This is a genomic window from Kitasatospora sp. NPDC101176 (assembly GCF_044768035.1).
Lineage (GTDB): Bacteria > Actinomycetota > Actinomycetes > Streptomycetales > Streptomycetaceae > Kitasatospora.
The window spans coordinates 78659-93026 of sequence record NZ_JBIWPA010000004.1 but is presented as its reverse complement, the minus strand read 5'-3'; the positions used below and the strand labels follow the sequence as shown (position 1 = coordinate 93026).

At 71.0% G+C, this 14368-nt stretch carries 12 protein-coding genes; 4 read left to right on the top strand and 8 right to left on the bottom strand.

The features are described 5' to 3' along the window. Positions 1-30: 30 nt before the first annotated feature. Both ACIRS1_RS08135 and dnaB read right to left on the bottom strand, forming a co-directional pair. The gene (locus ACIRS1_RS08135; protein ID WP_402837832.1) at positions 31-1440 is read right to left on the bottom strand and encodes an acyltransferase family protein; all 1410 of its coding nucleotides are present in this window, start codon (positions 1438-1440) and stop codon (positions 31-33) included. A 105-nt stretch (positions 1441-1545) separates the two neighbouring features. Continuing rightward, complete coding sequence (dnaB, locus tag ACIRS1_RS08130; RefSeq protein WP_402837830.1) at positions 1546-3186, bottom strand: replicative DNA helicase; 1641 nt, start codon at positions 3184-3186, stop codon at positions 1546-1548. A 452-nt stretch (positions 3187-3638) separates the two neighbouring features. Here dnaB and ACIRS1_RS08125 point away from each other — a divergent pair, with 452 nt between their 5' ends. Further along, entirely contained in the window at positions 3639-4979 is a 1341-nt protein-coding gene (locus ACIRS1_RS08125; RefSeq protein ID WP_402837829.1) for an MATE family efflux transporter, read from the top strand. Between the two features lie 120 nt (positions 4980-5099). Here the strand turns inward: ACIRS1_RS08125 and rplI are convergent, their stop codons facing one another. From rplI to rpsF, 4 genes are all read right to left on the bottom strand, one after another. Beyond that, complete coding sequence (rplI, locus tag ACIRS1_RS08120) at positions 5100-5546, bottom strand: 50S ribosomal protein L9 (RefSeq protein WP_360212821.1); 447 nt, start codon at positions 5544-5546, stop codon at positions 5100-5102. 17 nt (positions 5547-5563) lie between these two features. Continuing rightward, positions 5564-5800 carry a 30S ribosomal protein S18 gene (gene rpsR, locus ACIRS1_RS08115; RefSeq protein ID WP_030304537.1) on the bottom strand — a complete coding sequence of 79 codons (237 nt, stop codon included), beginning with the start codon at positions 5798-5800 and terminating at the stop codon, positions 5564-5566. 78 nt (positions 5801-5878) lie between these two features. Beyond that, a complete protein-coding gene (locus ACIRS1_RS08110; protein WP_402837827.1) occupies positions 5879-6478 on the bottom strand; it encodes a single-stranded DNA-binding protein in 600 nt (199 codons plus the stop codon). 96 nt (positions 6479-6574) lie between these two features. Then, on the bottom strand, positions 6575-6865 hold the full coding sequence (gene rpsF / locus ACIRS1_RS08105; protein ID WP_063348486.1) for a 30S ribosomal protein S6: 291 nt from the start codon (positions 6863-6865) through the stop codon (positions 6575-6577). 317 nt (positions 6866-7182) lie between these two features. On the opposite strand from rpsF, the gene ACIRS1_RS08100 reads away from it, so the two are divergent. The 3 genes from ACIRS1_RS08100 to ACIRS1_RS08090 all read left to right on the top strand — a co-directional run bounded on the left by ACIRS1_RS08100 (position 7183) and on the right by ACIRS1_RS08090 (position 9828). Continuing rightward, positions 7183-7482, top strand: coding sequence for a hypothetical protein (locus tag ACIRS1_RS08100; protein WP_360212825.1), 300 nt, complete (start codon positions 7183-7185; stop codon positions 7480-7482). 179 nt (positions 7483-7661) lie between these two features. After that, the gene (locus tag ACIRS1_RS08095) at positions 7662-8780 is read left to right on the top strand and encodes a peptidoglycan bridge formation glycyltransferase FemA/FemB family protein (protein ID WP_360212827.1); all 1119 of its coding nucleotides are present in this window, start codon (positions 7662-7664) and stop codon (positions 8778-8780) included. 13 nt (positions 8781-8793) lie between these two features. After that, positions 8794-9828 carry an alanine racemase gene (locus ACIRS1_RS08090; protein WP_360212829.1) on the top strand — a complete coding sequence of 345 codons (1035 nt, stop codon included), beginning with the start codon at positions 8794-8796 and terminating at the stop codon, positions 9826-9828. Between the two features lie 19 nt (positions 9829-9847). Here the strand turns inward: ACIRS1_RS08090 and ACIRS1_RS08085 are convergent, their stop codons facing one another. Further along, positions 9848-11425 (bottom strand): glycosyltransferase family 87 protein, encoded by a 1578-nt coding sequence (locus ACIRS1_RS08085; RefSeq protein WP_402837825.1) that lies wholly within the window; start codon positions 11423-11425, stop codon positions 9848-9850. Between the two features lie 154 nt (positions 11426-11579). Continuing rightward, positions 11580-14240, bottom strand: a complete 2661-nt coding sequence (locus ACIRS1_RS08080) for a transglycosylase domain-containing protein (RefSeq protein ID WP_402837823.1) — start codon at positions 14238-14240, stop codon at positions 11580-11582. Positions 14241-14368: the final 128 nt, after the last annotated feature.

The window sequence follows — 14368 nt, the reverse complement described above, 5'->3', positions numbered from 1 at the left end:
GGGGAGCCCTTCGCGCGTCCGTCCGGACGGTCAGCCGACCCGTTGCCCCGGGCCCCCGGCGCCGACCTCGGCCGGCACCGGCTCCTCGGGGCGGGCCACCGCGCCCGTGGCGGCCGCGGCCGCCACGGGGGCCGTCAGCGGGTCGCCGGAGGGCCAACGGCGTTCGACCGCCTTGCTCGCCCTGCGGCCGAGCTTCTGCACGGGCAGCTCGACCAGCTTGTACATCACCCAGCTCACCAGCATGATCACGGCGAGGTACTCGGCGGTCCAGATGAGCTTGCCACCGGTCGTCGGGGGCACCTTGGGCACGTCCAGCAGGTGGTGGAGGGTGTGCAGCACCGGGACGTGCAGCAGGTAGAGCGAGAAGCTGATCCCGCCGAGCCAGGTCAGCGGCTTCGGGAAGCGGCGCTTGCGCAGCGCGAAGCCGATCCCGAAGCTGATCCAGGCGCCGAGGTAGGAGCCGACCCAGGCGCGCGGACCGGCCGTCCAGGTGTTGTTCTCCATGCCGCTGTGGTTGAAGAAGAAGCCGATCGCCACGCCCGCGGCGATCACGAAGCCGCAGCAGAGCACGGCCTGCATGCGGTCGATCTGGCCCCGCTCGGCCCGGTAGATCACGGTGCCGGCGAACATCGTCGCGAAGATCATCAGGGTCTCGAACATCGGCGCCCGGCTGTTGTTGTACATCAGCACGAAGGCCAGCACGCCGAGCGTGATCGCCCCGATCCGGGTCAGGTTCGCCCGGCCGCTCAGCACGCACGCGAAGGCGAAGAGCACGATCAGCACCACGCCCCAGACCAGGTTGTGGGTCGAGGCGGCGTCGACGGTCATCGTGTGGGACGCGATGGAGGTGCCGAAGATCAGCGCCACGGCGGCGAAGGCCACCGCGATCGGGCCGCTGCGGCGGTGCTGACCGATCGCGAAGAGCGCGGTGACCATGTAGTAGAAGGCCATCTCGTAGCTCAGCGTCCACATGACGCCCAGGCCGTTCCAGACGCCCATGAAGTCCTGCAGCATGGTCGCGTTGGCGGCCACCGCCACGTAGTTGTGGCCGGTCGCGAAGAGTGCGACGGAACCGTCACCCTTCGGGATGATGGCCAGCGCCACCACGATGCCGACGATCACCGGCGGCCAGAGGCGGAAGAACCGGCCGAGCCAGAACGCCCGCACGTCCCCCCGGCGCTCCAGCGAGGCCGGGATGATGTAGCCGCTGACCAGGAAGAACAGCATGACGCCGTACAGGCCCAGGTCCCCGTGCCACCAGATGAAGGCGGCCAGCCGGTCCGGCAGCAGCTTCAGGACGTCGAAGTGGTGCAGGGCGACCACGAGGGCGGCCACGCCGCGGAGCGCGTCGAGCCAGCCCAGCCTGGCGGCTGCCCCGCCGGCCTGGGCCTTCGCGCTTCCCCCGGCCCGGCGGGCGGACAGCTGTCGTATCGTCTTCACGGCAGGGACAGTAGTCCATCGCGCCACACCCCTGTCCCCGGCTGTCCTCCGGCCGGCCCCGGCCCCCGGGCCGCGGACCGGGAGCGGACGGGGAGCGGACGGACCCTAGTCCCGGGTCATGTCGACGAAGCGGGAGTAGTGGCCCTGGAAGGCCACCGTGATGGTGGCAGTGGGGCCGTTTCGGTGCTTGGCGACGATCAGGTCGGCCTCGCCCGCCCGGGGGGACTCCTTCTCGTAGGCGTCCTCGCGGTGCAGCAGGATGACCATGTCGGCGTCCTGCTCGATCGAACCGGACTCGCGCAGGTCGGAGACCATCGGGCGCTTGTCGGTGCGCTGCTCGGGGCCACGGTTCAGCTGGGAGAGCGCAATCACCGGCACCTCCAGCTCCTTGGCCAGCAGCTTCAGGTTTCGCGACATGTCGGAGACCTCCTGCTGGCGGTTCTCGGCCCGGCGGGAGCCGCCGGACTGCATCAGCTGGAGGTAGTCGATGACGACCAGCTTGATGTCGTTGCGCTGCTTGAGCCGGCGGCACTTGGCCCGGATCTCCATCATCGACAGGTTCGGCGAGTCGTCGATGAACAGCGGTGCCTCGCTGACGTCCGGCATCCGGCGGGCGACCCGCGTCCAGTCGTCGTCGGTCATGCTGCCGGAGCGCATGTGGTGCAGCGCCACCCGGGCCTCGGCCGACAGCAGGCGCATGGCGATCTCGTTGCGGCCCATTTCGAGCGAGAAGATCACGCTCGGCAGCTTGTGGTGGATCGAGCAGGCCCGCGCGAAGTCCAGCGCCAGGGTCGACTTTCCCATCGCGGGACGGGCGGCGATGACGATCATCTGGCCGGGGTGCAGGCCGTTGGTGAGCGCGTCGAAGTCGGCGAAGCCGGTCGGGACGCCGGACATCTGGCCGTTGCGGGAGCCGATCGACTCGATCTCGTCGAGCGCGCCCTCCATGATGTCGGCGAGCGGCGCGTAGTCCTCGTTGGTGCGCTGCTCGGTGACGGCGTAGATCTCCGCCTGGGCGGCGTTGACGATCTCGTCGACGTCGCCCTCGGCCGCGTAGCCCATGCCGGCGATCCGGGTGCCGGCCTCGACCAGCCGGCGCAGCACCGCGCGCTCGTGGACGATCTGGGCGTAGTACTCGGCGTTGGCGGCCGTCGGGACGGAGTTGACCAGGGTGTGCAGGTAGGACGCCCCGCCGACGCGCTGCAGCTCGCCGCGCTTGGTGAGCTCGCCGGCCACGGTGATCGGGTCGGCCGGCTCGCCGCGGGCGTAGAGGTCGAGGATGGCGCCGTGCACCAGCTCGTGCGCGGGCCGGTAGTAGTCGGCCGGCTTGAGGACCTCGACCACGTCGGCGATGGCGTCCTTGGAGAGCAGCATGCCGCCGAGGACGGACTGCTCGGCCGCGAGGTCCTGCGGGGGGACCCGCTCGAAGCCGTCCCCGCCGCCCTGGCCCCCGTCGTCGTCGCGGCGCTGCCAGCCGCCCTCGCGGCCGCCGTCGCGCTGGGAGCCGCCCTTGCCGCCCTTGCCGCCCTGGAAGCCGCCCTTCTGGAAGCCGCCGTCGCGGCCGCCCTGGCCGCCCCCCTGACCGCCGCCCTGGCCGCCGCGGGCGCGGGAGACCGGGAGCCGGTCGCCGGGGCCGTCCGGGAACGGCGCGTCGTCGAAGGCACCGGCCGGGAAGGGGTCCTCCGCGGTCGGCCAGTCCTCCTCCGGCGGCGGGGCGTCGTGGTCGTCGTACTGGGGGCCGGTCACGCGTGTTCCCCGTTCAGCGAGTGGTGCGAGATGGAGCGGGCCTTGCCGGTGGCTGGGTGGAGCTGAGCCGCTCCTCTTTGTACGCCACGGCTCCGACAAATCGGACGCCGGGGCGGGCTGGAGTGTCGGGCGGAGGGCCCACGCTAAGGCGCCGGGAGCCGTTCAGCCAAGGCGGTTATCCACAGGGGGTGTGGACGAGTGCCGCCGTCCTGTGGAGAAGTGCCGCAAAGCTGTGGACACCCCTGTGGAAGGTCCTGTGGATAACCCGACCATCGATCCACCGTCAACCCGTTGACCTGGGACTACCTCGATCCGGGCCTGTGCATGAGAAATTCTTCACACACCTCCGAACGGCTGTGGGCACCGAGCGGGCCGGGCGCGTCGCTCAAGAATTCGAGTAATGATCGCCTGACCCTGGCAACCATTACCTGTGGATGAGTAGCCTGGAGCCCATGACCGTCTCGCCCACCGCCCCGACCCCGTCCAGACGCCGGCACGACCGGGAGATCCTCGCGCTGGCCGTCCCGGCCTTCGGTGCGCTGGTCGCCGAGCCGCTCTTCCTGATGGCCGACTCGGCGATCGTCGGGCACCTCGGCACCCCGCAGCTGGCCGGCGTCGGGGTGGCCGCCGCCGCGCTCTCCACCGCGACGGGCGTGTTCGTGTTCCTCGCCTACGCCACCACCGCCGCGGTGGCCCGCCGGATCGGGGCCGGGGACCGCCGGGGCGCCGTCCAGCAGGGCGTCGACGGCATCTGGCTGGCCCTCGGCCTGGCCGTCCCCGTGGTCCTGCTCACCCTGCTGCTGGCCCCCTGGACCGCCGACGTCCTGGGCGCCTCGCCCACCGCCGCCCCCTACGCCGTGACCTACCTGCGGATCAGCGCCCTGGGGATCCCGGCGATGCTCATGGTGCTCGCGGCCACCGGCGTGCTGCGCGGCCTCCAGGACACCCGGACCCCGCTGCTGGTGGCCGTCGCGGGCTTCGCCGCCAACATCGGACTGAACGCCGGACTGGTCTACGGCGCCGGGCTCGGGGTGGCCGGTTCGGCCTGGGGCACCGTGCTGGCGCAGACCGGGATGGCCGCCGCCTACCTGGTCGTGGTGGTCCGCGGGGCGCGCCGCGAGCAGGCCTCCCTGCGGCCCGACGCGGCCGGCATCCGGGCCGGGGCCAGGGCCGGCGGTCCGCTGCTGGTGCGCACGGTGAGCCTGCGCGCGGTGCTGATGATCGCCACCGCGGTGGCCGCCCGGCTCGGGGACGACCAGGTGGCCGCCCACCAGATCACCATGACCCTCTTCAGCTTCCTGGCCTTCGCCCTGGACGCCATCGCGATCGCCGGGCAGGCGATCATCGGCCGCTACCTGGGCGCCTCGGACGTGCCGGGAGCCCGGGCCGCCACCAGACGGATGGTCGAGTGGGGGATCGGCTCCGGGGTGGCGCTCGGCCTGCTGGTGGTGGTGGCCCGCCCGCTCTACGTGCCGCTGTTCACGCCCGATCCGGCGGTGCAGGGCCAGCTGGACACCGCCCTGCTGCTGCTCGCGCTGAGCCAGCCGGTGGCCGGTCTGGTCTTCGTGCTGGACGGCGTGCTGATGGGCGCCGGGGACGGCCCCTACCTGGCCCGGGCTGCGATCGCGACCCTGGTGGTGTTCACCCCGGTGGCCTTCGCGGTGCCCGCCACCGGCGCCGGGCTGGCCGGGCTCTGGTGGGCGATGAACCTGTTCATCCTGGTCCGGGCGGCCTTCCTGGTCGGCCGGGCGCGCGGCGGGCGCTGGCTGGTGACCGGCGCCGTCCGGGCGTAGGCCGCTCCGGGCCGCTCCACCGGGCCTTCCCGGGGCGGCGTCGACCGCCCGAGCAGCCGCGGGAACGACTGAGGGCCGGGCTCCCGGAGGAGCCCGGCCCTCAGGCCACTGCTACGGAACTCAGGCGGCGACGACGGCGACGTCGAGGTTGGCCTGGACGTCGGCGTGCAGCTTGACCGAGACCTTGTGGGTGCCCACGGTCTTGATCGGCGAGGCGATCGCGACGGCGCGCTTGTCCACGGCCGGGCCGCCAGCGGCCTTGATGGCCTCGACGACGTCGGACTGGGTCACCGAGCCGAACAGGCGGCCGGCGTCACCCGAGCGGACGGCCAGCTTGACCTGGACGCCCTCGAGCTGACCCTTGACCTCGTTGGCGGCCTCGAGGGTCTGGATCTCGTGGATCTTGCGGGCGCGACGGATGGCGTCGACGTCCTTCTGGCCGCCCTTGGTCCAGCGGATGGCGAAGCCACGCGGGACCAGGAAGTTGCGGGCGTAGCCGTCCTTGACCTCGACGACCTCGCCGGCGGAGCCGAGACCCGGCACCTCGTGCGTGAGGATGATCTTCATTACTTGGTCACCCTCTCTTAGCGCGCGGTGCTGGTGTAGGGCAGCAGCGCCATCTCACGGCTGTTCTTCACGGCCGTGGCGACGTCACGCTGGTGCTGGGTGCAGTTGCCGGTGACCCGGCGGGCACGGATCTTGCCGCGGTCGGAGATGAACTTCCGCAGCAGGTTCGTGTCCTTGTAGTCAACGTAGTTGACCTTGTCCTTGCAGAAGACGCAAACCTTCTTCTTCGGCTTGCGAGCAGGCGGCTTCGCCATTGTGTGCTCCATTTGGGGTTCACGGCCCGGCGGGCGTCCTGGGACGCCGCGGCCGGGCCGCACGAAATCTGTCAGCTCTTAGAACGGGGGCTCTTCCGAGTAGCCGCCACCGGACGGGGCACCCCAGCTGCCGCCGCCCTGCTGGCCGCCGGACGGAGTGCTGGACGCCCACGGGTCGTCGGAGGGGCCGGACTGGCCGCCGCCGGAGTTTCCACCCCAGCCGCCGCCCTGCTGGCCGCCGCCGCCTCCCCAGTTGCCGCCACCCTGGCCGCCGCCCTGCTGGCCGCCGAAGCCGCCACCGGGAGCGCCGGACCGGTTGGCCCGGGTGACCTTGGCGGTCGCCGAGCGCAGGCTCGGGCCGACCTCGTCGACCTCGACCTCGAAGACCGTCCGCTTCTCGCCTTCCTTGGTCTCGTAAGACCGCTGGCGCAGTCGGCCCTGCACGATGACGCGCATGCCCCGCTGCAGCGACTCGGCCACGTTCTCCGCCGGCTGCCGCCAGACGTTGCACGTGAGGAAGAGGCTCTCGCCGTCCTTCCACTCGTTCGTCTGACGGTCGAAGGTGCGGGGGGTGGACGCGATACGGAACTTCGCGACCGCCGCACCCGACGGGGTGAAGCGCAGCTCGGGGTCGTCGACGAGATTGCCGACGAGGGTGATGACGGTCTCGCCTGCCATGGTGGTGATGACCTCTCGGGAAGATGTCCGTTCACCGCTGTTTCACGTGAAACAGCGGACGCGAGCTACCCGAGACCCGAAGGCCTCAGAGGTGGCTCAGTGGGTGTCCGGGCGCAGGACCTTGGTCCGCAGAACCGACTCGCTCAGGCCCATCTGGCGGTCGAGCTCCTTGACGACCTCAGGCGTGGCCTTCAGGTCGATGACCGAGTAGATGCCCTCGGACTGCTTGTTGATCTCGTAAGCCAGACGGCGACGACCCCAGGTGTCGACCTTCTCCACCTTGCCGCCGGCGTTGCGGACGACGGTGAGGAAGTTCTCGATCAGGGGGGAGACAGCGCGCTCCTCGACCGAGGGGTCGAGGATGACCATCACCTCGTAGTGACGCATGGGTAACCCACCTCCTTTGGACTCAACGGCCACGGTCTCTCCGTGGCAGGAGGGTTGTGCAGCGTCGGCACCGGAGCAGTGACGACACCGGCCACCGTAGCGGCCGGGTCCGACAGCGGGCCCCCGCTCACCCCGGAGGGGGTGGTCGCCCGGAAGAGGGCGCAAGGGGGCACAACTACACCAGTGCAGACGGCCAACCCTACCCGCACCCGTACGGCCGAACAAAACGCATAGGGGTTGTGAGAGCGGCCCAACCGCCGCAATCTGGACGGAACGGGATTCCTGCTCGTTCGTCTCCACGCCAGGAGGTGGGACACATGGCCCAGTCCGTCCACCACATGCCGGCCCTCACGCTGAACACCGACGGCCACCCGCACCCCCGCGAGAACACCCTGGTGGCCCTCACGGCCGTGCTGGGAGTGATCGCCTTCACGACCTCGTTCTTCCACAACCTCCACCTGCTGACCTCGTGGACCGGTCTGTTCGGGATCGTCACCGGGCTGCTGGGCGTGTTCGTCTCGGTCACCACGGCCGAGCGGTTCGTGCTGATGGTCAGCCTCGGCGCCTCGGCCGTCGGCTTCTACCTGGGGATGGCCCGCGGCGGACTCTGGGGCTGAACCCGGCCCCCGGCCGCCCCGCGCGGAACCCTGGGCGCCCCCGTGGCGTATCTGCAAGGAGACAGGTACGCGACGGGGGCGCCGTCACGCCCGGGGACTCGGGCGTCCGGGCCCCGGACGATAGGGTCAGCCCGAGAACCTGGGGCTCACCGCAGCCCGACCGACGAGGAGCACCGAGCATGAGCCTGCGCCTGAGGACGATCACCCGCGAGGAGCACCTCGCCTTCATCAGGAGCCGTGCCTCGGCCAGCCACATGCAGGTCCCGTCCTGGGGCGACGTGAAGGCCGAGTGGCGATCGGAGTCGATCGGCTGGTTCGACGAGGCCAACCAGCTCGTCGGCGCCGGCCTGGTGCTCTACCGGCAGCTGCCCAAGGTCAAGCGCTACCTCGCCTACCTGCCCGAGGGCCCGGTCATCGACTGGTTCGACCGCGACCTCGACCGCTGGCTCTCCCCGATGCTGGCGCACCTGAAGTCCCAGGGCGCCTTCTCGGTGAAGATGGGCCCGCCGGTGGTCATCCGCCGCTGGAACGCCCCCACCATCAAGGAGGCCATCGCCGCCAAGCAGGCCAAGCGCCTGCGCGACATCGAGGCCGACTGGTACGAGCCGCGCGCCTTCGAGGTGGCCGACCGGCTGCGCAAGGCGGGCTGGCTGCAGGGCGAGGACGGCGGCGCCGGCTTCGGCGACGTCCAGCCCCGCTACGTGTTCCAGGTGCCGCTGGCCAACCGCTCGCTGGACGACATCCAGAAGGGCTTCAACCAGCTCTGGCGCCGGAACATCAAGAAGGCAGAGAAGAGCGGCGTCGAGGTGTTCCAGGGCGGCTACGACGAGCTGCCGATCTTCCACCAGCTCTACCTGGTCACCGCCGAGCGCGACCGCTTCACCCCGCGCCCGCTGTCCTACTTCCAGCGGATGTGGAAGGCCCTCACCGCCGAGGACCCCAACCGCATGCGGCTCTACATCGCCTACCACGAGGGCGAGCCGCTGGCCGCGACCACGATGCTCGTGGTCGGCGAGCACGTCTGGTACTCCTACGGCGCCTCGGCCAACCACAAGCGCGAGGTCAAGCCCTCCAACGCGATCCAGTGGCGCATGATGCGCGACTCCTACGCCCTCGGCGGCGGCGTGTACGACCTGCGCGGCATCAGTGACACCCTGGACGAGAACGACCACCTGTTCGGCCTGATCCAGTTCAAGGTCGGCACCGGCGGCCAGGCGGCCGAGTACCTCGGCGAGTGGGACTTCCCGCTCAACAAGCTGCTGCACAAGGCCCTCGACCTCTACATGTCCCGCCGCTGAGGAGGCTGACCCGATGACGCTGTCGCTCTACCTCGACACCGAACGCTGGCGCGCCCACCAGCGCACCGTGCTGGCCGAGTTCCCCGGACTGGTGCCGGTCGCCAAGGGGAACGGCTACGGCCTGGGCAACCACCGGCTGGCCGAGGAGGCGACGCTGCTCGGCACCGGCGTGCTGGCCGTCGGCACCGCGTACGAGGCGGCCGACGCCGCCGAGTGGTACGGCGGCGAGCTGCTGGTCCTCACCCCGTACCGGGTCGGCGAGGAGGTGCTGCCGCTGCCGCACGCCCGGGTGATCCGGACGGTGGCGAACCTGGACGCCCTGCGGGCACTGCCCGGCGCCCGGGTGGTGGTGGAGTGCATGACCACGATGCGCCGGCACGGGGTCTCCGCCGCCGAGCTCCCGGCGGTCGCCGCCGAGCTGGACGGCGTGGCCTTCGAGGGCCTGGCCCTGCACCTGCCGATGGACCGGCCGGACGGCTCCAGCCCGGTCGAGGAGGTCGCCCACTGGGTGGACACCGCCCGGGCCGCCGGGCTGCCGGTGCACACCGTGTACGTCAGCCACCTGGGCGCGGCCGGCATGGAGCAGCTGGCCCAGCGCTACCCGGACACCGTCTTCCGCGCCCGGATCGGCACCCGGCTCTGGCTGGGAGACCACGGCGCCCTGGAGGTCCGGGCCACCGTGCTGGACGTCACCCCGGTGCGCAAGGGCGACCGCTACGGCTACCGCCAGCACCCGGCGCCGTCCGACGGCCACATCGTGGTCGTGGCCGGCGGCACCGCGCACGGCATCGGCCTGGAGGCGCCCAAGTACGTGCAGGGCATGTCCTCGCGGGCCAAGGGCATCGCCCGGGCCGGTCTGGCGACGGTCAACAAGACCAAGTCGCCGTTCCACTGGGCGGGCAAGCAGCTCTGGTTCGCCGAGCCGCCGCACATGCAGGTCTCGCTGCTGTTCCTGGACGGGGAGACCAAGGCCCCCGCGATCGGCGAGGAGCTCGGTCTCCAGGTGCGGCACACCACCACGCACTTCGACCGCGTGGTGGACCGCTGACCGTCCGTCCGGGCGGGGCCTACGGCTTGTCGGCCGGCTCCAGCAGCTGCGGCTCACCGAGCCACTGCTCGGCGCCGGCCGGCGCGTACCCGGCGTAGCTCTCCTCCTCGCGCAGCCGGCGGGCGGTGCCGAGCACGAAGGCGTCCGGGGCGCGGTCGAACACGCCGCCGGACGGGTCGTCGGTGCCGTCCCAGCGCACCGGGTCGCGGTCCGGCAGCAGGATGTCCCGGACCACCATGACCACCAGGTAGAGCGTCCCCAGCAGGTGCAGCACGACCGCGAACTGGTACCAGGCCTCGCCGATGCCGTGCTGCTTGGGCCCGGTGACGAAGCCCAGGTAGGACCAGATGCCCAGGGTGTAGAGCACCTCGCAGGCCTGCCAGACCAGGAAGTCCCGCCAGCGCGGCCGGGCCAGCACCGCGAGCGGCAGCAGCCAGAGCGCGTACTGCGGCGAGTACACCTTGTTGACCAGGACGAACAGGGCGACCACCAGGAAGGCCAGCTGCGCGAAGCGCGGGCGGCGCGGCGCCGAGAGGGCCAGCCACGTGACGGCCAGGCAGCCCAGCACCATCAGCACGCCGATGTAGAGGTCGAGGTCGGCCAGGCCCGCCCCGCGGTTCTGCATCAGGATCACCCAGAACGAGCCGTAGTCCTCGGCGCGGTGCTTGCTGAAGACGTAGAAGGTCGACCAGCCCTGCCAGTTGGCGATCATGATCGGCAGGTTGACGACCAGCCAGGCGCCGAGCGCGCCGCCCAGCGCCGCGCGGAACTCGCGCCACTTCCCGGTCCGCCAGCAGAGCACCAGCAGCGGGCCCAGCAGCAGCACCGGGTAGAGCTTGGCCGCGGTGGCCAGGCCGATGAAGACGCCCGCCCAGCCGGGCCGGGAGCCGGCCCACCAGGCCATCGCCACGGCGGCCAGCGCGACCGCGAGCAGGTCCCAGTTGACCGTGCCGTTCAGCAGCAGCACGGGGGCCAGCGCGAACAGCAGGGCGTCCCACGGGCGCCGGCGGTGGGTGCGCGAGAGCGCCACCACGGCCACCACCGCGCAGGCCATCAGCATCCCGGCGTTGATCGCCCAGAACCACTGCTCCTGGCTCTGCTGGGTGCCGCCGCCCGGCGTCAGCCAGGCCGCCAGCTGCATGAACAGCCCGGTGAGCACCGGGTACTCGAGGTACTGGAGGTCTCCGGAGCTGCCCGGGATGCGGTCCACGTAGGGGTGCAGCCCGGCCGAGAAGCCGCGGCCGGAGAACAGGTGCGGGATGTCGCTGTAGCAGGCGTGGATGTACTGCGGCGAACCCGGCTGGAACCAGGCCTGCTGGTAGCAGGGCGCCTTCTGCAGCATCCCGAGCACCGAGACCACGATCACCGCCAGCGCCAGGAAGCGCGCCGGGATCCACCAGGAGACGCCCAGCAGCGCCCGGCGGCCGGGCGGGCCGCCGATCACCTCGCTGCCGGCCGCCGCCACCGGGTCCTCGTCGGCCGGGACGACCACGGTGTTGGCCGGCGGGGCGGCCGTGCCGACGGCGGGCTGGGCCGGCCCTGCGGCGTCGCCGGTCCCGACCGGGGCGGCGGATTCGTCACGATCGCTCGACGTCATGCCGGACATCCTGCCGCACCGGCCCGACCGGGACGAGGAGGACCCCGTTCCGGTGCGGCCGCGGCCGCGGCGGTCGGCGGCGAATCATGACGAAACGGCGGCGGCCCTCCGCAGAGGACCGCCGCCGCCGTTCGCCCGTTCGACGGGAGGTGGATCAGCCCGCCGGGGCGACCTGGCCTCCGCCTGCCGGGGTGCTGGTGGGCTTGCCCGACTTGGTCGGCGACGTCGTGGTGGTGGGGGGGTCGGTCGGCGTCGTCGTGGGCTGGGTCGAGTTGCACAGGCCGGGCAGGATGCAGGTGTTCGTCGGACCGGGGTGGGTCTTGGTCGGCTGCGTCTGGGTCGGCTGCGGGGCCGGGCAGTCCACGCCCGGGACGCAGTTCCCGCCGCCCTGGGTGGGCACGGGCGGCTGCGGCGGGTTGTTGCCGCCGGCCGGCTGCGTCTGGGTGGGGCCGGGCTGCTGGGTCGGCGGGGCCGTCGGGGTGTCGATCATCGTCGGCGAGGCCGTCGGGGACGCCGTGCTCGGGGCGCCGGAGGAGTCCACCTCGGTGCCGACGGGCTGCGGGGTCGGGAAGTCCATCTTCTTCTCGTTGGCCAGGGCGGCCTTCATGTACCGGGTGAAGACGTCGGTCGGGATGTCACCACCGTGGATGGACTCCTTGCCGCCGGTGCCGTTGAGCGACAGCCGCTCGTGCTTGGTCGGGTCCTCGCGCCACATCGCGACGCTGGTGACCAGCTGCGGGGTGTAGCCGACCCACCAGGCCGACTTGTTCTGGTCGGTGGTACCGGTCTTGCCGGCCACCGGGCGGCCCAGCGCGTTGCTCTTGCTACCCGTACCGTTCTTCGCCACGTTCACCAGCACGTCGGTGACGTTGTCCGCGACGGCCGGCTCCAGCGCCACCTTGGCGTCCTTCTTGCCGAAGCCCGCGCGCTCCCGGCCGTCCACCTCGACCTTGGTGACCGAGTAGGGCTCGGACTCCTTGCCGCTGGCCGCCAGCGTGCCGTAGGCGGTGGCCATCCGGATCGGGCTGATGGTGGAGGTGCCGAGGGCGAAGGTCGGGGTCTTCGGGTCGGCGAAGCTCTCCTTCTTGATGCCCATCTGCTCGGCGATGTTGGCCACGTTCTGGCCGCCGACGTCCTGGTTGAGCTGGACGAACGGCACGTTGTACGACCACTGCATGGCCTGCCGCAGCGAGACGTAGCCGCGCTTGCCGCTGTCCTCGTTCTTCTGCCGGTAGGGCTTGCCGTCGTCGCCGATCACCAGCGAGCCGTCCGGCTTGCGGATCTCGGACATGTCGTCGGAGAGGTAGCGGCTGTCGGCGTTGATCCGCTTCGGCTTGCCCTTGTCGTCGGTGGCCGTCTGGACGCCGAGTTGCATCGCGGTGGCCAGCACGAAGGGCTTGAAGGTCGAGCCGACCTGGACGCCGATGGCGTCGGCGTTGTTGTCGAAGTGGCCGTTCTCCACGCCGTCGCCGCCGTACAGGGCGACGATCGCACCGTCGCCCGGGCGGATGCTGGCGGAGCCGAACTGCACCCACTTGTCCTGGTCGGGGCGCTTCTGCAGGTTGAGGTTCTCGTTCTTGACGTCGTCGACGGCCTTCTTCAGGGCGTCGACCTTGTCCTTCTCGAAGGTGGTGTAGATCTTCAGGCCGCCCTTGTCGATCATCTGCTGGGTGATCGTCTTGTCGGTGGCCATCACGTACTTGTTGGCGGTGTCGACCAGGTAGCTGACCTCACCGTTCATGTTGGAGCTGGGCTTCAGCGGGACCGGGTCCGGGAAGGTGGTGCACTTCGCCCGCTCCTCCGCCGTGGCGTTCTTGGTCTCCACCATCCGGTCGAGGATCCACTTCCAGCGATCCTCGGCGCGCTGGCGGTTGGCGGCCTTGGTGGGGTCGTAGTAGTTCGCGCCCTTCAGCAGCCCGGCCAGCATGGCGCTCTGGCAGAGGTTGAGGTCCTTGGCGTTGACGCCGTAGTACGCCTGGGCGGCGGCCTGCGCGCCGTTGGCGTTGCGGCCGAACCAGCTGGTGTTGAGGTAGCCCTTCAGGATGTCGGGCTTCTCCATCTTCTGATTGATCTTCAGCGTGATGAAGAACTCCCTGACCTTACGGGTCAGGGTCTGCTCCTGGCTCAGGTAGGCGTTCTTGACGTACTGCTGGGTGATCGTCGAGGCGCCCTGGGTCTCCCCGCCCTTCGCCATGTTGTAGACGGCGCGCAGCATGCCCTTGGGGTCGACGCCGCTGTCGGTGCGGAAGGTCTCGTTCTCCGCGGCGATGACGGCGTTCTGCAGGGTGGGGCTGATGTCGGCGAGCTCGACGATCTGGCGGTTGGTGTCGCCCTTGCGGGTCATCTCCGTGCCGTCGGCCCAGTAGTAGATGGTGTTCTGATCCTTGACCAGGTCCTTGAGCTGCGGGATCTCGGTGGTCTGGTAGAGGTAGAACACGACGCCGACGCAGGCGGCGAAGACCGTCAGGAACGCGGTGAGCCACTGCTTCCAGGAGGGCAGCCAGCGCCGCACGCCGGTCTTACCGAAGCGCGGGTAGTCGATGAAGCGCTTCTTCCCGGGGCCGGCGGCGGCAGCGGCCGAGGCCGCGGCGGCACCGCGGCGTCCCCCCTTGCCGCCCTTCTGCGCGGCCTTGCGCATCTCTGCGCGACCCATCCGGGGCTGCTGGGCGGTCTCCCGGACGCCCGGAGGGCGCCGGCGGCCGATCCCGTCCGAGCTCAGCTCGTCACGGCCGGGTCCGCCCTGACGGCCACCGCCACCCGGGGGCTGCTGCCCGTCACCGCCCGGGTCGGGCGTCCTTCGCCGTCGTTCGCTCATGTTGCAGCCACTCCTCGCCAGGCGGTTCCAGCCTGAAGGCAGGGTTCACGTCCGATGCCCGCCAACCGCCCTAACCCCGGAGGTGGTCCTCGTGCACACGCGACAGCGTACGCAGCAGAGAATCGCAA